Annotated in this window: 20 protein-coding genes; 10 read left to right on the top strand and 10 right to left on the bottom strand. The window is 64.2% G+C overall.

Annotated elements, in window-relative coordinates; genetic code table 11:
* Window positions 1–17: 17 nt before the first annotated feature.
* The 7 genes from SPHV1_RS11600 to SPHV1_RS11570 form a co-directional block, all read right to left on the bottom strand.
* Complete coding sequence (locus SPHV1_RS11600) at window positions 18–788, bottom strand: ABC transporter permease (protein WP_054946202.1); 771 nt, start codon at window positions 786–788, stop codon at window positions 18–20.
* On the bottom strand, window positions 785–1,720 hold the full coding sequence (locus SPHV1_RS11595; protein ID WP_054946237.1) for an ABC transporter ATP-binding protein: 936 nt from the start codon (window positions 1,718–1,720) through the stop codon (window positions 785–787). Before SPHV1_RS11595 ends, SPHV1_RS11600 begins: the two co-directional genes overlap by 4 nt.
* A 91-nt stretch (window positions 1,721–1,811) precedes the next feature.
* Window positions 1,812–2,840 carry a tRNA preQ1(34) S-adenosylmethionine ribosyltransferase-isomerase QueA gene (gene queA, locus SPHV1_RS11590; protein ID WP_054946201.1) on the bottom strand — a complete coding sequence of 343 codons (1,029 nt, stop codon included), beginning with the start codon at window positions 2,838–2,840 and terminating at the stop codon, window positions 1,812–1,814.
* A gap of 68 nt (window positions 2,841–2,908) precedes the next feature.
* Window positions 2,909–3,595: a peptidylprolyl isomerase gene (locus SPHV1_RS11585; RefSeq protein ID WP_054946200.1), complete on the bottom strand. Its 687-nt coding sequence runs from the start codon at window positions 3,593–3,595 to the stop codon at window positions 2,909–2,911.
* Between the two features lie 86 nt (window positions 3,596–3,681).
* Window positions 3,682–4,212, bottom strand: coding sequence for a pantetheine-phosphate adenylyltransferase (gene coaD / locus SPHV1_RS11580; protein WP_054946199.1), 531 nt, complete (start codon window positions 4,210–4,212; stop codon window positions 3,682–3,684).
* The gene (locus SPHV1_RS11575; RefSeq protein ID WP_054946198.1) at window positions 4,212–5,117 is read right to left on the bottom strand and encodes a polyprenyl synthetase family protein; all 906 of its coding nucleotides are present in this window, start codon (window positions 5,115–5,117) and stop codon (window positions 4,212–4,214) included. The genes coaD and SPHV1_RS11575 overlap by 1 nt, the downstream gene beginning before the upstream one ends.
* Before the next feature lie 3 nt (window positions 5,118–5,120).
* A complete protein-coding gene (locus SPHV1_RS11570; RefSeq protein WP_054946197.1) occupies window positions 5,121–5,375 on the bottom strand; it encodes an exodeoxyribonuclease VII small subunit in 255 nt (84 codons plus the stop codon).
* 164 nt (window positions 5,376–5,539) lie between these two features.
* On the opposite strand from SPHV1_RS11570, the gene purL reads away from it, so the two are divergent.
* A complete protein-coding gene (gene purL, locus SPHV1_RS11565) occupies window positions 5,540–7,699 on the top strand; it encodes a phosphoribosylformylglycinamidine synthase subunit PurL (protein WP_054946196.1) in 2,160 nt (719 codons plus the stop codon).
* A 274-nt stretch (window positions 7,700–7,973) separates the two neighbouring features.
* On the opposite strand, the gene serB is transcribed toward purL, so the two are convergent.
* Window positions 7,974–8,858, bottom strand: coding sequence for a phosphoserine phosphatase SerB (gene serB, locus SPHV1_RS11560; protein ID WP_054946236.1), 885 nt, complete (start codon window positions 8,856–8,858; stop codon window positions 7,974–7,976).
* Between serB and miaA the strand changes: the two genes are divergently transcribed.
* From miaA to SPHV1_RS11520, 8 genes are all read left to right on the top strand, one after another.
* The gene (gene miaA / locus SPHV1_RS11555) at window positions 8,851–9,837 is read left to right on the top strand and encodes a tRNA (adenosine(37)-N6)-dimethylallyltransferase MiaA (RefSeq protein ID WP_054946235.1); all 987 of its coding nucleotides are present in this window, start codon (window positions 8,851–8,853) and stop codon (window positions 9,835–9,837) included. The genes serB and miaA overlap by 8 nt on opposite strands.
* A gap of 217 nt (window positions 9,838–10,054) precedes the next feature.
* The gene (gene ilvB / locus SPHV1_RS11550; RefSeq protein ID WP_054946234.1) at window positions 10,055–11,797 is read left to right on the top strand and encodes a biosynthetic-type acetolactate synthase large subunit; all 1,743 of its coding nucleotides are present in this window, start codon (window positions 10,055–10,057) and stop codon (window positions 11,795–11,797) included.
* Window positions 11,798–11,819: 22 nt separating this feature from the next.
* Window positions 11,820–12,338, top strand: coding sequence for an acetolactate synthase small subunit (gene ilvN / locus SPHV1_RS11545; RefSeq protein WP_038576682.1), 519 nt, complete (start codon window positions 11,820–11,822; stop codon window positions 12,336–12,338).
* 111 nt (window positions 12,339–12,449) lie between these two features.
* Window positions 12,450–13,469, top strand: a complete 1,020-nt coding sequence (gene ilvC / locus SPHV1_RS11540; protein ID WP_054946195.1) for a ketol-acid reductoisomerase — start codon at window positions 12,450–12,452, stop codon at window positions 13,467–13,469.
* A gap of 106 nt (window positions 13,470–13,575) precedes the next feature.
* On the top strand, window positions 13,576–14,295 hold the full coding sequence (locus SPHV1_RS11535; RefSeq protein WP_054946194.1) for a YceI family protein: 720 nt from the start codon (window positions 13,576–13,578) through the stop codon (window positions 14,293–14,295).
* Window positions 14,296–14,390: 95 nt separating this feature from the next.
* Complete coding sequence (locus tag SPHV1_RS11530; protein WP_231634642.1) at window positions 14,391–14,711, top strand: I78 family peptidase inhibitor; 321 nt, start codon at window positions 14,391–14,393, stop codon at window positions 14,709–14,711.
* Window positions 14,712–14,972: 261 nt separating this feature from the next.
* Window positions 14,973–16,652 carry a 2-isopropylmalate synthase gene (gene leuA, locus SPHV1_RS11525; protein ID WP_054946193.1) on the top strand — a complete coding sequence of 560 codons (1,680 nt, stop codon included), beginning with the start codon at window positions 14,973–14,975 and terminating at the stop codon, window positions 16,650–16,652.
* Between the two features lie 156 nt (window positions 16,653–16,808).
* Complete coding sequence (locus SPHV1_RS11520; protein ID WP_054946192.1) at window positions 16,809–17,759, top strand: nitronate monooxygenase family protein; 951 nt, start codon at window positions 16,809–16,811, stop codon at window positions 17,757–17,759.
* A gap of 10 nt (window positions 17,760–17,769) precedes the next feature.
* Here the strand turns inward: SPHV1_RS11520 and SPHV1_RS11515 are convergent, their stop codons facing one another.
* Window positions 17,770–18,474 carry a hypothetical protein gene (locus SPHV1_RS11515; protein WP_054946191.1) on the bottom strand — a complete coding sequence of 235 codons (705 nt, stop codon included), beginning with the start codon at window positions 18,472–18,474 and terminating at the stop codon, window positions 17,770–17,772.
* A gap of 101 nt (window positions 18,475–18,575) precedes the next feature.
* A complete protein-coding gene (locus tag SPHV1_RS11510) occupies window positions 18,576–19,061 on the bottom strand; it encodes a flavodoxin family protein (RefSeq protein WP_054946190.1) in 486 nt (161 codons plus the stop codon).
* 167 nt (window positions 19,062–19,228) lie between these two features.
* On the opposite strand from SPHV1_RS11510, the gene recJ reads away from it, so the two are divergent.
* Window positions 19,229–21,016, top strand: a complete 1,788-nt coding sequence (gene recJ / locus SPHV1_RS11505; protein ID WP_054946189.1) for a single-stranded-DNA-specific exonuclease RecJ — start codon at window positions 19,229–19,231, stop codon at window positions 21,014–21,016.
* The last annotated feature ends 179 nt before the right edge of the window (window positions 21,017–21,195 follow it).

Here is a 21,195-nt window from a genome sequence, read left to right as displayed (position 1 = left end):
GAATCGAATCTATGAAATCAGGACCGCAGGCGCCAGCCCGTCTTGAAGATCCATGCGATGAAGGCCACGCAAATCGCGAGGAACGCCAGAGTCATCCCCAGCGAAGTGGCAATCGGGAAGTCCGAACTGCCGTAGAAGCACCAGCGCAGTCCGTTGACGAGATAGACGACCGGGTTGGCCATGGCCACCGAACGCCACGGTTCGGGCAGGACGTCGATCGAATAGAACGTGCCGCCCAGGAAAGTCAGCGGGACGATAAACAGGACCGGCACGATGCCCAGCTTCTCGAAGCTGTCGGCCCAGATCCCGAGGATGAAGCCGAAGAGCGAGAAGCTTGCCGAGACCAGCAGGATGAAGCCGAGCGTGTAGAACGGGTGCAGGATCGTATAGTCGACAAAGAAAGTCGCGGTCCCGAGAATAATAGCGGCCAGGATCAGCGACTTGGTCGCCGCCGCCCCGACGAAGCCAACCAGCGTCTCGGCCGTGCCGACGGGCGCGGAAAGCAGTTCATAGATCGCGCCGGTGAAGCGCGGCATGTAGATGCCGAAGCTGCCGTTGGACGTGCTTTCGCTCAGCAAGGTGAGCAGGAGCAGCCCAGGCACGATGAAGGCACCGTAATTGACCCCGTCCATCGTCTCCATCCGACCGCCGATAGCCGCGCCGAAGACGACAAAATAGAGAACGGTGGTCAGCACCGGACCAAGGATCGACTGCATGGCCGTGCGCAACGCGCGTGCGACTTCGCGCTTGTAAATGGTCCAGGCGCTGCGGGCGTTGAAAGCGATCACTGCGCCTCTCCTTCAAGCAGATTGACGAAGATCTCTTCGAGGCTCGATTCGCGAATGTCGATCGACGTGTAGTCGATTCCGGCCGCGACCAGCGTCTTGGTCAGCTCGGCCACTTCGGCCTTGCCGCCCCCTGCGCCGTCTCCGCCGCGGTAGCAAAGCTCCGCGCCGCCATCGCCAAGCGTGACCGCGAAACGGTCCAGCATCGTGGGTATATCCGCAAGCGGCTGGGCCAGCCTGATATGCGCTTCGGTACGGCCAAGCTGCTTCATCATAACCGAGGTCTGCTCGACCATGCGGATTCGCCCGGCCTGGATGATGCCGACGCGGTCGGCCATTTCCTCGGCCTCTTCGATGTAGTGCGTCGTCAGGATGACCGTGGTGCCAAGGTCGCGCAACTTGGCGATCTGCTGCCACATGTCGCGCCGCAGTTCGACGTCGACGCCCGCCGTCGGCTCGTCGAGGAACAGCAGTTGCGGTTCATGCGCCAGCGCCTTGGCGATCAGCACACGGCGCTTCATCCCCCCTGACAGCGCGCGAATCTGCTCGTTGCGCTTGTCCCAGAGGCTGAGCGCCTTGAGGATCTCCTCGATCTTGCCCGCGTCCGGCGCCAGGCCGAAAAGCCCGCGCGAATAGTTCACGGTGTGCATGACCGTTTCGAACATGTCGGTCGCGAGCTCCTGCGGGACCAATCCGATCCGGGCGCGCAAGCTGCGCCAGTGCGAGCCAAGGTCTTCACCGAAGACTCGGATCGTGCCGGAACTGGGACGCACCAGTCCGCACACGGCACCGATCAGGGTCGTCTTGCCTGCACCATTGGGACCGAGCAAGGCGAAGATCTCGCCCTTGCGAATGTCGAGGTCGACGCCATGAAGCGCCGTGAAGCCGCCCACGTAAGTCTTCGTAAGACCGCGGATTTCGAGAATGGATTCCATCTTGCCTTGATGGGGCATGACGATGGCAGTTCCAAGACCTGGACCGTGAGATTGCGACGCAATTCCCACAAGTTGGTCCAGCTCTGCCGAATCAGGGCAGCAGCAGGCTCGAATCTCCATAGGAATAGAAGCGGTATTCCTCGGCAATGGCGTGGGCATAGACTGCCTGCATCTTCTCCAGCCCCATCAGCGCGCTGACGAGCATGAACAGCGTAGACTTGGGCAGGTGGAAGTTGGTCATCAGGCCGTCGATCGCCTTGAAGCGATAGCCCGGGGTGATGAAGATCGAGGTATCGCCTTCGAACGGCCGGATCACGTTGTCGTCACCCGCCGCACTTTCCAGCAGGCGCAGGCTGGTCGTGCCAACGGCGATCAGGCGGCCACCGGCCATGCGCGCGGCATTGAGACGATCCGCGGTGGCCTGGTCGATGCGTCCCCATTCGGCGTGCATCTTGTGGTCGGCAGTGTCGTCGGCCTTCACCGGCAGGAAAGTCCCCGCCCCGACATGAAGCGTCAGCGTCTCGCGGGCAATACCGGCTTCGTCGAGCCGGTCGACGAGTTCAGGCGTAAAGTGCAGCGCCGCAGTGGGAGCGGCAACCGCGCCCTTCTCGCGCGCGAACATGGTCTGGTAGTCCGAGCGGTCGGCCTCGTCGGTCTCGCGCTTGCCGGCGATGTAGGGCGGCAGCGGCATGCGCCCTGCCCGCTCGAGCAGCACTTCGACCGGCTCGTCGCCCTCAAAGGCTAGCGTCCAGCTGCCGTCGTCGTGCCGTGCCTCGGCAATCGCCGTCACTTCGGCCGGGAATTCGATCCGGTCGCCCACTTTGAGCCGCTTGGCATTGCGCACGAAGGCCTGCCAGCGGCGCAGGTCGATGCGCTTGTGCAAGGTCGCACCGATCCGGGCCTCTCCGCGGCGACCTTCCAGCTGGGCCGGGATCACGCGGGTATCGTTGAAGACCAGCACGTCGCCCTTGCGCAGCCTCTGCGGCAGGTCGCGTACATGGCGGTCGGAGAACGGTGCATCGCCCTCCACCACCAGCATGCGCGCGGCATCGCGCGGCTTGGCCGGACGAAGCGCTATGCGTTCGGTGGGAAGGTCGAAATCGAAGAGGTCAACGCGCATGGCCGCGCGCTAGAGCAGCGCGCGGACTTCGACAAGATCGGGCGTTGCAATAGGGCCCTTTGCGCAGCTCAGTCGGATGTCGAATTGCTGAGCTGGTCCGCGGTAATCGGGGCCGCCGTGGCCGAAGCTGCGACAGTACCCGGTGCAGGCGGCGCCTTGTGATCGGAGGCGAGCGACGCCTGAACGATGCGCGTCGGGTTCTGCGGCGGTTCGCCGCGCTGGATCGCATCGACATACTGCATGCCCGAAATCACGCGGCCGAACACGGTATACTTGTGGTCGAGCGAGAAGCGCGGATAGAACACGATGAAGAACTGGCTGTTCGCGCTGTTCGGATCGTTGGTGCGCGCCATCGAGACGGTCCCGCGCAAGTGCGGCAGCGAATTGAACTCGGCCTGCAGGTCAGGCAGTTGCGAGCCGCCCTGACCGGTTCCCGTCGGGTCGCCGGTCTGCGCCATAAAGCCGTCGATCACGCGGTGGAAGATGACACCGTTGTAGAAGCCTTGCTCGGCAAGCGACTTGATCCGCTCCACGTGGTGGGGCGCCCATTCCGGCATCAGGCGGATCGCCACGCGGCCGCCGTCCGAAAGATCGAGCAACAGGATGTTCTGCGGATCGTGCGACATGTCCGTGTCGACGACCGACGAAAGCGCCGGCGCAGCCGGAGCGGGTACATCCTTTTTCTTCGCCAGGGCCGGTGCAGCCACCAGCGCAAGCCCGATCATCGTCGCGGTGAGAGGAAGGCGAAATTTCATCGATTACTCACAAGCTGAAGCCAGTCATCGTGGGGGCGATAGAGCGCCGGCGATGACGTGACAATGAACGAAACGGACCGATCTGTTCAGTAGTCGCCCTTGAGACCCGTCGCGGCAATGCGATCGACGACGTCGTCGCGCACTGCGGGGCTGACGAACTTGGTGATATCGCCGCCGAACATCGCGATTTCCTTCACGAGCTTGGACGCGATCGGCTGCAGGCTGACATCGGCCATGAGGAAGACGGTCTCGATGTTCGAGTTAAGCTGCTGGTTCATGCCAGCCATCTGGTACTCGTACTCGAAGTCAGCCACGGCGCGCAGGCCGCGCACGATCACCGTTGCGCCCTGCTTTTCGGCGAATTTCATCAGCAGTGCGTTGAAACCCACCACCGAGACGTTCTCGATGCCCAGGCTCGCCACTTCACGCTCCACCATCGCTATACGCTCGTCTGGCGTGAAAAGCGGGTTCTTCGACATGTTGGTGGTGACGCCGATGATCAACCGATCGACCAGCTTGGCCCCGCGCCGGATGATGTCGGCATGACCGCGCGTGATCGGATCGAAAGTACCGGGATAAACGCCGACACGTTCGCCAGCAGACTTCAAGGCCGTCATCAATGATCCCTCTCGATGATGTAGCGCGCCACGGCACGCAGCAGGTCCGCTTCCTTGCCGTAGTGCGCAAGGTACGAGATCGCCTGGTCAACCAGCAGCCGCGCCTGCTCACGCGCGCGTTCGGGCCCGAGCAGCGAAACGAAGGTTTCCTTGCCCGCGCCGGCATCCTTGCCCACGGCCTTGCCCGCCGTGGCGGCATCGCCTTCATAGTCGATCAGGTCGTCGGCGATCTGGAATGCGAGACCGATGTCGCGCGCATAGCCGCGAAGGTGTGTACGCCCTTCCGGCGAAACCCGGCCCAGGATGGCGCCCATCTCGACCGCCGCGCCAAGCAGCGCCCCGGTCTTGAGCTGCTGCAGGCGCGTGACGGTCTGCAGGTCGAACTCGCTCGTCTCGGCGACGAGGTCCATCATCTGGCCGCCGGCCATACCTTGAGCGCCGCTCGCGTGGCCAAGCGCCTGGACCAGTTCGATCCGGGTGAACGGATCGGCACAGGTCGCCGGATCGGCAAGCACCTCGAAAGCGAAAACGTGCAGCGAATCCCCGGCCAGAACCGCCGTCGCCTCGTCGAAAGCGATGTGAACGGTCGGCTTGCCGTGACGCAGGGCGTCATCGTCCATGCACGGCAGATCGTCATGGATAAGGGAATAGACGTGGATCGCCTCGATCGCGACGGCGGCCCGCACTGCGGCCCCGCGGTCGACTCCGTACAATTCGGCGACCGAAGTCAGCAACAGCGGACGCAGCCGCTTGCCGCCGCCGATCGCGGCATAACGCATGGCTTCCACCAGTCGCGCGCGCGCATCTTCGGGTACCGGCAGGAGTGCATCGAATGCGCCGTCGATCTCGGACGCGATGCGCACAAGACCCTCTGCGAGCAGCGAGTCGGCTACGCCCTGGGCCACGACTCAGCGATCCGCAGTATCGAAAGGCTGGGTGCCGGACGGCACTCCATCGGGTCCGGCGACGATCTTCTCGATCCGCGCCTGGGCCGCATCGAGGCGCTTCTGGCAATGCTTGCGCAGTTCTTCACCACGTTCGTAAAGCGTGATCGAATCCTCAAGCGGCACATCGCCGCTTTCCAGCTTGCGCACCACGTCTTCCAGCGCGCGCAGCGCATCCTCAAAGCTCAAGGCGTCGATGTTCGGGGTCTCTCCGTTCATGCCGCAGCAATGGCCGTCTCGTGTCGGACGGTCAAGGTGGGAACCGGAGAAACGCGTTTTGCCATGTTCTTGAGGCCCGGAACGCCGCTTCAGGGCACGATGCGGACCATTCAGCGCGTGAAGCGGACTAGCGCGCGCGCGTTGACATGGCTAAGGCGCGTCGCATGAGCGGAATCACCCCTGAAGTCGTCGAGGCCCACGGCCTCAGCCCCGAGGAATACGAGCGCGTCCTTCATGCGCTCGGCCGAGAGCCGAACCTTGTGGAACTCGGCATCTTTTCGGTCATGTGGTCGGAGCATTGCTCGTACAAGTCGAGTCGCTTCCACCTCAAGAAGTTGCCGACCGAGGCGCCCTGGGTCATCCAAGGCCCCGGCGAGAACGCCGGCGTCATTGACATCGGCGACGGCCAGGCGGCCATCTTCAAGATGGAGAGCCACAACCACCCCAGCTACATCGAGCCCTACCAGGGCGCGGCGACGGGCGTCGGCGGCATCCTGCGCGACGTGTTCACGATGGGCGCGCGCCCGGTCGCGAACATGAACGCGCTGCGTTTCGGCCGCCCCGAGCACCCGAAGATGAAGCATCTCGTCCAGGGCGTGGTCGCGGGAATCGGCGGCTACGGCAACTGCGTGGGCGTCCCCACCGTCGGCGGCGAGACAAACTTCCACAAGGCGTACGACGGCAACATCCTCGTCAACGCGATGACCGTGGGCGTGGCCGAAACCGACAAGATCTTCTACTGCGCCGCCACCGGCCTCGGCAACCCGATCGTCTACGTCGGCTCGAAGACCGGCCGTGATGGCATCCACGGCGCCACCATGGCCTCGGCCGACTTCGACGAGAATTCGGACGAGAAGCGCCCGACCGTGCAGGTCGGCGACCCCTTCACCGAAAAGCTGCTGATCGAGGCCTGCCTCGAGCTGATGGCCACCGACGCGATCGTCGCGATCCAGGACATGGGCGCGGCCGGCCTCACCTCCTCCTCGGTCGAGATGGCCAGCAAGGGCGGCGCCGGCATCCGGCTCGACATGAACAAGGTGCCGTGCCGCGAAGAGGCGATGACGCCTTACGAGATGATGCTTTCGGAGAGCCAGGAGCGCATGCTCATGGTCCTCAAGCCGGGCAAGGAAGCCATGGCCGAAGCGATCTTCAAGAAGTGGGAACTCGACTTCGCGGTGATCGGCGAAGTGACCGACACCGGTCACATGGTCCTCGAATTCGACGGCGAAGTGGTCTGCGACATTCCGCTCGGCCCGCTCGCCGACGATGCGCCGGAATACGAGCGTCCTTACGTCAGCCCCGAAGAATACAAGGCTTGGGCCCAGGTGCCTGCGCTGGTTGACGTGCCGGAAACCACCGATCCGGGAGCCGACCTGCTGAGGCTCATGGGCGGCGCGGACCTCGCCTCGCGCAAGTGGATCTGGGAACAGTACGACAGCCAGGTCGGCGCCGACACCATGCAGAAGTCCGGCGGCGACGCCGCGGTCGTGCGTGTCCACGGCACGCAGAAGGCACTGGCGATCAGCACCGACTGCAGCCCGCGCTACTGCTATGCCGACCCCTATGAGGGCGGCAAGCAGGCTGTCGCCGAGACTTACCGCAACATCTGCGCGGTCGGCGGTCTGCCGCTGGCGATCACCAACTGCCTCAACTTCGCGAACCCGCAGCGTCCGCAGATCATGGCGCAGATCGTTGGCTGCCTTAACGGCATGGGCGATGCCTGCCGCGCGCTCGACTATCCGATCGTGTCCGGCAACGTCTCGCTCTACAACGAATCGAAGGCCACCGGCGGCGGATCGGCCATCCTGCCGACCCCGGCGATCGGCGGCGTCGGCCTGCTCGTCGACCACGACAAGATGGCCACGATCGCCTTCAAGAACGAAGGCGACGCCATCTTCGTGCTGGGCGGTTCGGGCACGCACCTCGGCCAGTCGCTGTGGCTGCGCGAGATTGCCGGCCAGGAAGCGGGCGAAGCGCCGAAGGTCGACCTCGAAGCCGAACGCGCCAACGGCGCAACCGTGCGTGAGTGGATCGGTCAGGACAAGGTTACCGCCGTCCACGACGTCAGCGACGGCGGCCTGCTCGTCGCGCTGGCCGAAATGGCCCTTGCGAGCGGCAAGGGCTGCACGCTCGACACCGACCTCACCACCGCCGAAGCCTTCGGTGAAGACCAGGGCCGTTACGTCGTGACCGCCCCGGCCGGAACCGATCTGCCCGGCGCGGTCAAGATCGGCACCGTCGGCGGAAGCAAGGTCGCCGGCGTCGAAATCGCCGATCTTCGCGAAGCCAACGAGGCATTCTTCCGGGACTGGATGGAGGCGTAAAACGCTCCGCCAGCCTGCGGTTGGCTTCGCTCCCCCGATCATCGCGATGGGGAGGATTTCATTCTGGAAACTCCTCCCTGTCTTGCATGGCAAAATGGGAAGGTGGCGGTCGCGAAATCGACTGACGCAGGGGCAATCTCAGCGCTTCGAGCAAGCGCCTGGGATTGCTTACCCGAATCCCTCTTCGGCGCTACCGCTGGATCAGCAACGACCTCCCCTCATCCTCCCCGCCACTACGCAACATCGAGGATGAGGGCCAGGTCAGGTCATCGCATCAATCGCGAACCCAGTCCTTCTCGGGAATGCCGAGCAGGCGCAAAACCGAAGTCAGGTCACCGCGGTTGATCCAGCCATTGGCGGCAGCGCGCGCCTTGGGCTTGGCGTGATAGGCGATGCCGTACGTGGCCGCTTCAAGCATCGGAATATCGTTGGCGCCATCGCCGGTGGCGAGACTGGTCGCGCCTTCCGCCAGTTCGGCCATGATCGATTGCAGCGTGCCCTTCTTGACCGAGCTGTCGACGATGCCGCCGACAAGGCCACCGGTCAGCTTGCGATCCGCGACCTCCAGGCGATTGCCCACGACCTCTTCGAAGCCCAGCCACTCGGCGACCGGATCGGCAAAGTGGTGGAAGCCACCCGTCACCAGAACGGTACGGCAACCCAACTTCTTGAGCGTCTGCACCAGGACCTTCGATCCCGGCATGGGCTGGATGCGACCGGCAAGGCACTGGTCGATCGCTTCGATCGACAGACCCTCGAGCAGTCCAACGCGTTCACGCAGGGCCTGTTCGAAGTCCAGCTCGCCCTGCATGGCGCGCTCGGTAATGTCGGCAATGCGGTCCTTGAGGCCAGCGAAGTCGGCCAGTTCGTCAATGCATTCCTGCCCGATCATGGTCGAATCCATGTCGGAAATGAACAGCGCGGGCACTTGCGGCTCGCTCTCGCAAACGAGGCCGTCGGTCTCCTCGAAATGGGCATCGAGCGAGGCGCGCATGGCCGAAGCATCGCTGTCGGGCGACTCGATCTGCATCGTCTGTCCGCAGAAATCGAGCATGGAAGCCTCGGCGAGGCGCACACCCCGTTTTTCCATATCGGCCCGGGCCGCGTCGATTCTTGCGGAGAGATGATCCGGTTCTGCTATCAGCCGGGCAATGAGCACTGCGAATATCCTTGATGCATCGTTGAATATTGCAACCGGAGACCGGCCACCGCTGGCGCTCATCGCAGGGCCGACCGCCAGCGGCAAGAGCGATTGTGCGGTCATGCTGGCACAGGAACTCGAGAGGCACGGCCGTCGCTGCGTCGTCGTCAATGCCGACAGCTCGCAGGTCTACGCCGACCTGCAGGTTCTCAGCGCACGGCCGACGCCTGAGGAAATGGGGGGAATCGAGCACCGCCTGTTCGGAGACTGGGACGGGGCGCAAAGCTGCTCGGCAGCAGACTGGGCCGATGCCGCGCGCCGCACGATCAGCCAGATCCACGCCGACGGCGCCCTGCCCATCCTCGTTGGCGGTACCGGCCTATATATAAGGACACTGCTGGAAGGCATCGCGCCGGTACCTGCTATCGAGCCCGGAATTCGCGAGGCGGTTCGCGCGCTGCCCGTCGAAGATGCCTATGCCGCGCTCCGGCAGGAGGACCCGGAACGCGCCGCCCGCCTCGCCCCCGCCGACGCCGCCCGCATCGCCCGCGCACTCGAAGTCGTCAGGTCGAGCGGGAAGACGCTGGCACAATGGCAAACCGAAACCACAGGCGGCATCGCCGATACCGTCACCGTGTTTCCCGCAATTCTCCTGCCCGAACGGCAGGCGCTCTACCGGCGCTGCGATCTGCGCTTCGAGCGAATGATCGAGCGCGGCGCACTTGCCGAAGTCGAGGCGCTCCTTGCCCGCGATCTCGATCCCACCCTGCCTGTCATGCGCGCCATCGGCGTGCCTGAGCTTGCCGGAGTCGTGCGCGGCGAATGGACGCTCGGGGAAGCCACAGCCCGCGGCAGCCAGGCAACCCGCAATTACGCCAAACGACAGTTCACATGGCTGCGGCACCAACCCCCGGAAGATTGGCCAAGATTGCCGTTTGAAAATTTTGATTCCAATGCAATGCGTGAAATTTTATTTCGAATTTTTCATTTGACGTAACATTTACGGTCCCGTAGAGGCCACCAGCACCTGCTGATGGAAGTTATGCAGGGAGGAGAGGATGACCCGGCGCGACGATTGTCGTGTCGGGTCGGTTTCATTAGAGAGCGCGTGGCCTGCGGAAATGCTTGTTTCCGGGGCCGATCCTCCTATGGAAGCGGGCTTTCTGAAGCGGCCTTTCGGGGGCCGTGCACCGGAATACGAAGAGGAATGTGTTGTGAGTGAAGAGCGCAGCGGCGCGAACATCCTGGTTGAAAGCCTGGTCCGTCAGGGAGTCGAGTTCGTATTCGGCTATCCCGGTGGTGCCGTGCTTCCGATCTACGATGCTCTCTTCGGCGACGAACGGCTTCGCCACATCCTCGTGCGCCATGAAGCCGGCGCGGCCCATGCGGCCGAAGGCTACGCCCGTTCGACCGGCAAGCCCGGTGTCGTCCTGGTCACTTCGGGCCCGGGCGCGACCAATGCCGTCACCGGCATCGCCGATGCCTTCCTCGATTCGATTCCGCTCGTCGTCATCACCGGCCAGGTTCCGACCGCGCTGATCGGCTCGGACGCGTTCCAGGAAGCCGATACCGTTGGCATCTCGCGCCACTGCACCAAGCACAACTACCTCGTGAAGGACCCGGCCGACCTTGCCGCGACCATAGACGAGGCGTTCCAGATCGCGACGACCGGCCGCCCCGGCCCGGTCCTGATCGACATCCCCAAGGACGTTCAGATCGCCACCGCGCCCTGGACTGACGCTCCGGCGCAGCGCCGCAACCGTTACTCGCCCCCGACGCTGGGCGGGGCGGACGAGATCGCGCAGGCCATCGACATGATCGCCTCGGCCAAGGCTCCGGTCCTCTATACCGGCGGCGGCATCATCAATTCGGGTCTGCGCGCCACGCAGCTCCTGCGCGAACTGCAGGAAAAGACCGGCGCGCCGGTCACCTCGACCCTGATGGGTCTTGGTGCCTTCCCGGCCGACCACGCCGACTGGCTGGGCATGCTGGGTATGCACGGCACCTACGAAGCGAACCTGGCGATGAACCAGGCGGACCTGATCGTCTGCCTCGGCGCGCGCTTCGACGACCGCGTCACCGGTCGCCTCGACGCCTTCGCGCCGAACTCGAAGAAGATCCACGTCGACATCGACCGTTCGTCGATCAACAAGACGGTGCAGGTCGACCTGCCGATCGTCGGCGACTGTGCTTCGGTGATCGAGCAGATCCTCGAAGGCTGGGGCAGCCGCAAGCCGCAGGACCTGTCCGCGTGGAAGGCCCGCATCGACGGCTGGCGCGAGAAGAAGAGCCTGTCGTTCCCGCTCAGCAAGGAGGCGATCATGCCCCAGCTGGCGATACAGCGGCTGTTCGAGCTGACCAGGGACAAGGACCCGGTGATTTCCACCGAAGTGGGCCAGCACCAGATGTGGGCGGCGCAACACTTCCACTTCTTCGGTCCGAACAAGTGGCTGACCTCGGGCGGTCTGGGCACCATGGGTTACGGCCTGCCCGCCGCGATCGGCGCGCAGTGCGGCAACCCGGACAGCCTCGTCATCGACATCGCCGGCGACGCCTCGATTCAGATGAACATCCAGGAGATGGGCACCGCCACGCAGTATCGCCTGCCGGTCAAGGTCTTCATCCTCAACAACGAGTGGATGGGCATGGTCCGTCAGTGGCAGGAACTCACTTACGAGAGCCGCTATTCGAACTCCTATTCGGACAGCCTGCCCGACTTTGTGAAGCTCGCCGAAGCCTATGGCTGGAAGGGCATCCGCATCGAGAACGAAAGCCAGCTCGACGCCGGTATCAAGGCCATGATCGAGCATGACGGCCCGGTGATCGTCGATTGCCTGGTCGCCAAGGAATCGAACTGCTTCCCGATGATTCCCTCGGGCGCCTCGCACACCGAGATGATCCTCTACGGAGACACCGTGGCCGGCACCATGGACGACGAAGCCAAGGCACTCGTCTGAGCCGGTCCCGAAGGAAAACATGATGATGCATATCAAGCACGAGGCCGAGGAACGGCACGTCCTGACCGTCACGGTCGACAACGAGGCCGGTATCCTCGCCAAGATCGCGGGCCTGTTTACCGCGCGCGGCTACAACATCGACAGCCTGACCGTGGCCGACATCACCGAGAACCATTCGGTGAGCCGGATCACGATCGTCACGCACGGCCCGCCGAGCCAGATCGACCAGATCCACGCCCAGCTCGAGCGTCTGGTTCCGGTCCACAAGGTCGTCGACCTGACCGAAGTCGGCCCTTACGTGCAGCGCGAACTGGCGCTGGTAAAGGTGGCCGGCGTTGGCGAGAAGCGCGTCGAGGCGCTGCGCATCGCCGACGTGTTCCGGGCCAAGCCGGTCGACACGACCACCGGCAGCTTCATCTTCGAACTGACCGGTGCGCCGGACAAGATCGACACTTTCGTCACGCTGATGCGCGAACTCGGCCTCGTCGAGGTCGGACGAACGGGTATCGTGGCGATGATCCGCGGGGCGGAAGAAGCCTGATTTTTTTGAGTTTGCGTCGTCCCGAACCGAATTTCGGGATCTCCGTCCCGAGCGGCGGCGCATGATCGACAGCGATCCCGGCCAGTGTCGGGATGACGGAAGGAAAGACCAATGAAAGTCTATTACGACGCCGATTGCGACATCAACCTGATCACCGGCAAGAAGATCGCCATTCTCGGCTACGGCAGCCAGGGCCATGCCCACGCGCAGAACCTGCGCGACAGCGGCGTGAAGGACGTGGCCATCGCGCTGCGCGAAGGTTCGGCAACTGCCAAGAAGGCCGAAGCCGCCGGCTTCAAGGTCCTGACGAACAAGGAAGCAGCCGCATGGGCCGACGTGCTCATGATCCTGGCGCCCGACGAGCACCAGGCCGCGATCTACGCCGCCGACATCCATGAGAACCTGAAGCCCGGCGCGGCGCTTGCCTTCGCCCACGGCCTCAATGTCCACTTCGGCCTGATCGAACCCCGCGCCGACATCGATGTGTTCCTGATCGCGCCGAAGGGCCCGGGCCACACCGTGCGTTCGGAATACCAGCGCGGTGGCGGCGTGCCCTGCCTCATCGCGATCCATCAGGACGTGACCGGCAATGCGCAGGATATCGCCCTCGCCTACGCTTCGGGCGTCGGTGGCGGCCGCTCGGGCATCATCGAAACCAACTTCCGTGAAGAGTGCGAAACCGACCTGTTCGGTGAGCAGGCCGTTCTGTGCGGCGGTGCGACCGCGCTCGTCCAGGCTGGTTTCGAAACCCTCGTCGAAGCCGGCTACGCTCCCGAGATGGCCTACTTCGAATGCCTTCACGAGCTGAAGCTGATCGTCGACCTGATGTATGAAGGCGGCATTGCCAACATGCGCTACTCGATCTCGAACACCGCCGAATACGGCGACATCAAGACCGGTCCGCGCATCATCACCGAAGAGACCAAGAAGGAAATGAAGCGCGTTCTGGAAGACATCCAGTCGGGCCGATTCGTCAAGGACTTCGTGATGGACAACCGCGCCGGCCAGCCCGAGCTGAAGGCTTCGCGCAAGGCTGCCCTGCGTCACCCGATCGAGGAAACCGGCGCCAAGCTGCGCGCCATGATGCCCTGGATCGGTGCCAACGCACTGGTCGACAAGACCAAGAACTAATTCAAAACAGACGGAAAAGACGAACGGCTTGCGTCGTTCGTCTTTTCGGAACAAACTCCCGGCCGGGCCGTTCGCAACAGAACGTAACGACCGGGAGGACTTCCTGATGAACCGACTGCTCGGCGCTGTCTGCGCGCTTCCGCCCGCAATTGCCTTTGCAGCTGCTTTCGCGCTTTCCACGCCGCTCCCTGCGCAGGAAGCGGAAGCCGACCCCGCACCTGCTGCGCCACCCTCCGCTTTCGGCAAACCCGATCCATCGTTGGTCAGCGGTGGGCACTACGAGGCCGATCCGCACCACACGCTCGTCGAATGGAGCGTCGATCACCTCGGCTTCACGCCCTATTTCGGGATCTTCGGCGACGTCGCCGGAACGCTGGACATCGATCCCAAACGCCCCGAACAGGCGCGCGTCGCCATGAGCATTCCCGTGGCAAGCGTCACCGTTGCCAGCGCCGGGTTGAAGAGCCACCTGCTCAAGGCCCCCGCCAGCGAAGGCGGGAAGCCCGACTTCTTCGGCCCCAAGCCGGAAGACGCGCGCTTCGTCTCCACCTTGGTCAGGATCACCGGAGACCAGCAGGCAGAGATGACCGGCAATCTAACTCTGAACGGGATCACCAAGCCCGTCACCCTGCAGGTGCTCTTCCACGGCGCCGGGACGATGCCGCCACAGATGGGCGGCGGCGAGGGTCTTGGCTTCGATGCGACGGGTACGCTCAAGCGCAGCGACTTCGGGCTCGATTTCGGAATTCCGATGGTTTCCGACGAGGTCGAACTCAAGATCGCTGCCGCCTTCATGAAAGCTGCCGCGGACAAACCGGGGTCCTGAACGCGGCCTGATACTCCAGGTCACTATCTGTACAGGTGCATTGCTCCAGCGCACGAATTCATTCAGGACAACCTCTTGAAATCGAGTACGAAAATATGACCGCACCGCGTTCGCTGATGCTTGCTGGCGTACTGGGCGCCAGTGTCCTGGCATTGAGCGCCTGTACCGGGGACCAGACTGCGCCCGAAACCGCACCGCCGCCGCCGATCGCCGAAAGTTGCGGCGCCGAACAGCTCGGCGCCTATGTCGGGCAGCCAGCCAATGAGGAAGTGCTGGGCCTGATCCGGCAATGGCGCGGCGACAACCCGATCCGTGTACTCAAGCCCGGCTCGGCCATGACCATGGATTACCGCCCGAACCGCCTCAACGTGTTCCTCGACGACAAGGGCATGATCGAAAAGTTCGGGTGCAACTGACACCCTGATCCCACGCCCGCGCGCGCTTATCGGCGACATCCCCAGACGCTGCGCAGCGCGCGGGCCTGACCGCGTTTCCCCCTTTACATCTCCTCCGGCTGTCCCCATAGGCACTGTCATGACTCTCCGGCTTGGCCTTCTTCTGCGACTTACCCGCCCTTGGGCGTGAGGTGACGCGTCGTCCGGTCGGCGCGCTCGGCGCTCAAGGGACCTGATAAGACGACACGCAAAGCGCAGACTTTCCCGAGCGAGACACTACCCATGACTATGCTGAAAGACCCTTCGGTCAAATATCGCCCTTTCCCGCAGATCCAGCTGCAGGATCGCCAGTGGCCCTCGCAGGTCATCACCAAGGCACCGCGCTGGCTCTCCACCGATCTGCGTGACGGCAACCAGGCGCTCATCGACCCGATGAGCTCGGAAAAGAAGACCCGCTTCTTCGACCTGCTGGTCAAGGTGGGCCTGAAGGAGATCGAAGTCGGCTTCCCCAGCTCGGGCGCGACCGACTACGACTTCATCCGCGGTCTGGTCGACACCGGACGTATCCCCGAGGACGTACTGGTGCAGGTGCTGACCCAGTCGCGGCAGGACCTGATCGAAAAGTCGTTCGAAAGCCTGGCCGGCGTTCATGCCGCCATCGTCCACCTCTACAACGCAGTCTCGCCGCTGTGGCGTCAGGTCGTTTTCGGGATGGACCAGTCCGAAGTGCGCCAGATCGCGGTCAACGGCGCCAAGGTCATGCGTGACCAGGCGGCGAAGTACCCACAGACCAAGTGGCACTTCGAGTACTCGCCCGAGACGTTCTCGACCGCGGAACTCGATTTCTCGATCGAGTGCTGCGAAGCGGTGATGGAAGTGCTCCAGCCCACGCCTGAGCATCCGATCATCCTCAACCTGCCGGCGACGGTCGAGGCGGCAACGCCGAACATCTACGCCGACCAGATCGAATACTTCTGCCGCAACCTGCCCAACCGCGAGAGCGCGGTAATCAGCCTGCACACGCACAACGACCGCGGCACCGGCGTGGCTGCTGCCGAGCTGGGGCTGATGGCCGGCGCCGACCGCGTCGAGGGCTGCCTGTTCGGCAATGGCGAGCGCACCGGCAACTGCTGCCTGGTGACAGTCGCTCTCAACATGTACACGCAAGGTGTTGATCCGGAGCTGGATTTCTCGGACATCGACGAAGTCATCCAGACCGTCGAGTACTGCAACCAGCTCAAGGTCCCCGAACGCCATCCCTATGGCGGCGAACTGGTCTTCACCGCCTTCTCCGGCTCGCACCAGGATGCGATCAAGAAGGGCTTTGCCGCGCGCGAGAAGCGCAACGACGAGACCTGGGCCGTTCCCTACCTGCCGATCGATCCGGCGGATCTGGGCCGCAACTACGAGGCGGTCATCCGCGTCAACTCGCAGTCGGGCAAGGGCGGCTTTGCCTGGGTGATCGAGCAGGATCAGGGTCTCAAGCTGCCCAAGCGCATGCAGGCGCACTTCTCCAAGCACGTGCAGGACCTGGCAGACGAACTGGGCCGCGAACTGCAGGCCGGCGATATCTGGGACGTGTTCCGCAAGGTCTATCGCATCGATGAACCGCAGCACTTCCAGCTCATCGACTGGGACGAGAAGCGCGCATCCGACGGGACCCGCGTCTTTGCCGGCAAGATCGGCGTCGACGGCAAGGAACAGACCGTATCGGGTCGTGGCAACGGCCTGATCTCTTCGGTCACGGCGACCCTGGCCGAAAGCTTTGGCGTCACCCTCGAAGTGCGCGACTACGCCGAACACTCGATGGGCTCCAGTTCGGACGCGCGCGCGGCAGCCTACGTCGAGTGCGTGACGAGCGATGGCCGCACGATCTGGGGCGTGGGCATCGATGAGGACGTCGCGACCGCCAGCGTTAGGGCCGTGCTCAGCGCGGCCAATGCTGCCAGCAACGCCGCCTGATCCGACCGATCAAGACAAGGGGCTTGCCGGATGGCAGGCCCCTTTCGCTTTTGACGCCCCCGGCTTTCCCTTGCCGGATCGGTTTATGCAGCCTCTCGACAGCGCTGCCGGACCGCATTAGCCTGCCGTTTAATTGATCGATTAAACGGAACTGAAATGGCCCTGCCCGCACTCTTCGACAATCTGCGCCTCCCGGTCATCGGCTCGCCGATGTTCATCGTTTCCAATCCGGACCTCGTCATGGCTCAAGTGCGCTCGGGAATTGTCGGCAGCTTTCCCGCCCTCAATGCGCGCCCCGCCAGCCAACTCGACGAATGGCTGCACCGGATCAACGAGGAAACCGCCGATTGCGGCGTGCCCTTCGCCGTCAATCTCATCGTTCACCGCTCCAACAACCGGTTGGAAGAGGATCTGGCGATGTGTGCGAAGTGGAAAGTGCCGCTTGTCATCACCTCGCTGGGCGCACGCGAAGACATCAATGCCGCGGTTCACGGCTGGGGCGGGCTCGTCCTACATGACGTCATCGACAACCGTTTTGCACGCAAGGCGATGGAAAAGGGCGCGGACGGCCTGATCGCAGTGGCTGCGGGAGCCGGCGGTCATGCGGGCACGCAATCGCCCTTCGCGCTGGTACAGGAAATCCGCGAGTGGTTCGACGGCCCGCTCGCCCTCTCGGGCGCCATCGCTTGCGGTCGCTCGATTCTCGCAGCCCAGGCTTTGGGCGCCGACTTCGCCTATATCGGCTCGCCCTGGATCGCGACGCCGGAGGCGAATGCCGTCGAAGGGTACAAGCAGTCGATCGTCGACAGCCACGCCGCCGACATCGTAAATTCCAGCCTCTTCACCGGTGTCCACGGCAATTACCTGCGCCCCTCGATCGAGGCAGCGGGCATGGACCCCGACAATCTGCCAGAGGGCGACAAGAGCCAGATGGATTTCGGTTCGGGCGGCAAGATGGAAGCCAAGGCCTGGAAGGACATCTGGGGCGCAGGGCAAGGCATCGGCGCGATCAAGGCAATCGAACCGGTTGCCGACCGCGTCGCCAAGCTCCATGCCGAGTACGAGGCTGCCAAGGCAGACCTGCGGGCCCGCACCGGAGGAACTTGACCGGCAAAGCCTAGCGCTTGCGCCAGACCCAGACCCGATCCTCATATTGCGAGGGCTCGGCCAGCAATCCGGTGCCGGCAATGGTAAACTCCCGCGGGGCCAGCAGGCGCCCCTGGCGAACCAGTTGATCGACCACGCCAACGGCGAGCCGTATCGCCGTCGCCTCGACCTCGCCCTCCGCACCGACAAGGTACATTTCCTGTCCGGTGAAGTGAACCAGCCCTTCGCTGGCGATGCTGCCGTCCGACTTGACCGTCAGGGAGGTCAGGCACTGCGCCGGAAAAGGTCCCCCGGCCAGCCAGTTGAGTGCCGCGCGTGAGAACTCCTGCGGTTGTGCGACGGTCCCCGCCATGTCCCAGGCGATCGCTGCGACGGGCAAGTGAAGCGCCAGGTTGGCGACGAGCCCCGCGAGCGCCCTGACGACCGGGAGCAAGGTCACGCCAGCGGCAACATGCTCGCCGGGCTCGATCCGGATGACCTGTCCGTCCGGCGCTGGACCATCCGCGAAGCGCAGGTCGAATGCCAGACCGCCAGCAAGCGCCTCGATCCCATTTCCGGTGAGATGGGATCGATTGGCGACAACGGAACCGATCCCCAGCATCGCCGGTGAATCGAATAGGGACGCAAGAGCGCAGGCTGTTGGCCGCGCACCTTCCGCGAAGACGAGCGTAGCACCGGGATTGGAATTTTCGACAGGGCTGTCCGGGGGCGACATGGAACTTACTTTCAGAGACTTAGGCGTTAAATCGGGATTCTTCCGCTTGTTCCCGAAACCGTCGAGCCGGTTGCCGAAACTTAATCCCGATGGCCGCCGTCTCAGAAGATGCCGAGCGAAAGCCCCTCGCCCATCGCCGCGCCGAGATCGCGGCATTCCTGCAGACGCTCGCGAGGGACAGTCTTTTCGGCAAGAATTTCCTCGGGCGTCTGCGCCTGCAGATTGACGATCATCGGGTCAGCCACCCGCTTGAGACGCCAGCCCGTGGCAATGCGATCGATCTGGGCCTGCGCGCCCGATCCATCCGATCCCGCGGCGATGACCGTGGCATAGGCCCTGCCCTCGATCCGACCGAGCACCGGGTAATAGCAGCGGTCGAACATCTCCTTCATCATGCCCGACACCGTCGCGAGGTTTTCGGGGCAGACGAAGACGTAGCCCCCCGCAGCCAGCAAATCCTCCGGCACGACATCGGCGGCCGCAATCAGGCGAGCGCGGCTTCCAGCTCCCTCTGCCACTTGCGCCGCCATCGCCCGCGAGGCGCCGGTCCGGGAATGCCAGATCACGACAAGGACAGGCTCGCTCACGGCAAGTCAGGGCCGATGGGCCGCATTGCGGGCGTGGAACGGGGCGCTGCCATCCGTCAAAACTAGTCGCGTTAGTGGCCTGCTGTCACGCCTTGTGCTGTTGAAAGGGCATGAACCTGTGGGCTCAAGCCTTCCCGCTGGTCACGCGCTCGTATAATCGTAAAGGCATGGCTTCTCGATCTGCTTCGCTCTTCGGCATCGACAAATCCCTCACCGGCAAGGCCTGGCGCTGGCGCGGCGGCAACATGGATCTCTCGGACGGTCCCGGCGGGCTGGAAAACGACATCGTCACCCAGCTCCTGCTTTCGCGCGGCGTTCCGCGTGAGGACCTGGACCGGCATCGCACCCCTTCGCTGCGCGCCTTCCTGCCCGATCCGTCCGAATTCCGTGACATGGACGCGGCCGCCGAACGGCTGGCGCAGGCGATCATGACCGGCGAGGCCGTGACGGTCTACGGGGACTACGACGTCGACGGCGCAACGAGTGCGGCCCTGCTGATCCTGCTCATGCGCTCGCTGGGCCACGATGCCCGCTATTACATTCCCGACCGGCTGCTCGAAGGCTACGGCCCCTCGGGCGAAGCGCTCGTGCGCATTGCCGGGGAAGGCTCCAGTCTGATCGTCACCGTCGACTGCGGTGCGATGGCCCATGAAGCGTTGGAAATGGCACATGGCGCGGGTGTCGACGTGATCGTCGTGGACCATCACAAGTGCTCACCGGAACTGCCGCGCGCCGCCGCTCTGGTCAATCCGAACCGCCTCGACGAGAGCGCCACAGGCGCAGATCACGGCCATCTTGCCGCTGTTGGCGTCGCTTTCCTGCTCGCCGTCGCCACCGTGCGCACCCTGCGTCGTCAGGGCTTCTTCACCGAACGCCGCGAGCCTGACCTGTTCGCCCTTCTCGACCTCGTGGCACTGGGCACCGTGGCCGACGTTGCCGCGCTTCATGGCCTCAACCGTGCGCTCGTCGCCCAGGGGCTCAAGGTCATGGCCCGGCGCGACAACATCGGCATGTCGGCCCTGATCGACGCAAGCCGCCTCAACCGCGCGCCCACCTGCAGCGACCTCGGCTTCGCGCTCGGCCCGCGCATCAATGCCGGGGGCCGCGTGGGCGAATCGACTCTGGGCGTCCGCCTGCTGACCACTACCGATCCGGACGAAGCGCGCGACATCGCCGCCCAGCTCTCGCGCCTCAACGACGAAAGGCGTGCGATCGAGCAGGCGGTTCAGGAAGCGGCCGAAGCGCAGATCGATCGCCAGCACAACCGCGCGGTCCTCGTACTTGCCGGCGCCGGATGGCACCCGGGCGTCATCGGTATCGTGGCCGGACGGATCAAGGAAAAGACCGGCAAGCCCACGCTCGTCATCGCGCTCGACGCGGACGAAGCGGGCAATGGCAAGGGATCGGGACGCTCGATCACCGGGGTCGATCTTGGTGCAGCGATCATTGCCGCACGCGAGACGGGCCTCTTGGTGGCGGGCGGCGGCCATGCCATGGCAGCGGGCCTCACGATCGCGCCCGACAAGCTCGAAGCCCTGTCCGAATGGCTCGATTCGCGTCTTGCCACCGACGTTTCACACGCCAGCGCAAATCAGGCGATGCTGCTCGATCTCGCGCTCGCGCCGGGCGGATTGACGCCTACGCTGGTCGAAACCCTGGAAAGCGCCGGCCCCTACGGCATGGGCTGGCCGGGACCGCGCGTGGCGGTCGGCCCGGTGCGGATCGTCAAGGCCGACGTCGTGGGCGCAGACCACGTCCGGCTGATCGTCGGCGGCACGGATGGCGGCCGTTTCAAGGCCATGGCCTTCCGTTCTGCCGAAACCGAGATGGGCCAGGCCCTGCTCCATGCCTCGCAGGGTCGCCGCCTCTGGCTTGCCGGACGGGCGAAAATCGACGACTGGGGCAGCCGCCCTCAGGCTGAATTGCACATCGACGACGCCGCATTCGCGGACTGAAATCAGCCTGCCTCAATGGCGTGCCACAAAGAGTGCAATTTATCTGCGATCAGGGGGTTGACCCCCCCGCAACCCACCGCTAGAGGGCCGGTCCTGCCTCCGGCGCAGCTCGGAATGGCCCCTTCGTCTAGCGGTCTAGGACGCGGCCCTTTCACGGCTGAAACACGGGTTCGAGTCCC

Source organism: Novosphingobium sp. KN65.2, assembly GCF_001368935.1.
Taxonomy (GTDB): domain Bacteria; phylum Pseudomonadota; class Alphaproteobacteria; order Sphingomonadales; family Sphingomonadaceae; genus Novosphingobium; species Novosphingobium mathurense.
The sequence above is the reverse complement of the archived record's forward strand: the minus strand, read 5'-3'. Positions and strand labels throughout refer to the sequence as shown.

Excerpts from the sequence above, each read along its gene's own strand:
- SPHV1_RS11595 (WP_054946237.1), bottom strand. The coding sequence starts at position 1,720 with ATGGAATCCATTCTCGAAATCCGCGGTCTTACGAAGACTTACGTGGGC.
- queA (WP_054946201.1), bottom strand. The coding sequence starts at position 2,840 with ATGCGCGTTGACCTCTTCGATTTCGACCTTCCCACCGAACGCATAGCG.
- SPHV1_RS11585 (WP_054946200.1), bottom strand. The coding sequence starts at position 3,595 with ATGAAATTTCGCCTTCCTCTCACCGCGACGATGATCGGGCTTGCGCTG.
- coaD (WP_054946199.1), bottom strand. The coding sequence starts at position 4,212 with ATGACGGCCTTGAAGTCTGCTGGCGAACGTGTCGGCGTTTATCCCGGT.
- SPHV1_RS11570 (WP_054946197.1), bottom strand. The coding sequence starts at position 5,375 with ATGAACGGAGAGACCCCGAACATCGACGCCTTGAGCTTTGAGGATGCG.
- purL (WP_054946196.1), top strand. The coding sequence starts at position 5,540 with ATGAGCGGAATCACCCCTGAAGTCGTCGAGGCCCACGGCCTCAGCCCC.
- miaA (WP_054946235.1), top strand. The coding sequence starts at position 8,851 with ATGAGCACTGCGAATATCCTTGATGCATCGTTGAATATTGCAACCGGA.
- ilvN (WP_038576682.1), top strand. The coding sequence starts at position 11,820 with ATGATGCATATCAAGCACGAGGCCGAGGAACGGCACGTCCTGACCGTC.
- ilvC (WP_054946195.1), top strand. The coding sequence starts at position 12,450 with ATGAAAGTCTATTACGACGCCGATTGCGACATCAACCTGATCACCGGC.
- SPHV1_RS11535 (WP_054946194.1), top strand. The coding sequence starts at position 13,576 with ATGAACCGACTGCTCGGCGCTGTCTGCGCGCTTCCGCCCGCAATTGCC.
- SPHV1_RS11530 (WP_231634642.1), top strand. The coding sequence starts at position 14,391 with ATGACCGCACCGCGTTCGCTGATGCTTGCTGGCGTACTGGGCGCCAGT.
- leuA (WP_054946193.1), top strand. The coding sequence starts at position 14,973 with ATGACTATGCTGAAAGACCCTTCGGTCAAATATCGCCCTTTCCCGCAG.
- SPHV1_RS11520 (WP_054946192.1), top strand. The coding sequence starts at position 16,809 with ATGGCCCTGCCCGCACTCTTCGACAATCTGCGCCTCCCGGTCATCGGC.
- SPHV1_RS11515 (WP_054946191.1), bottom strand. The coding sequence starts at position 18,474 with ATGTCGCCCCCGGACAGCCCTGTCGAAAATTCCAATCCCGGTGCTACG.
- recJ (WP_054946189.1), top strand. The coding sequence starts at position 19,229 with ATGGCTTCTCGATCTGCTTCGCTCTTCGGCATCGACAAATCCCTCACC.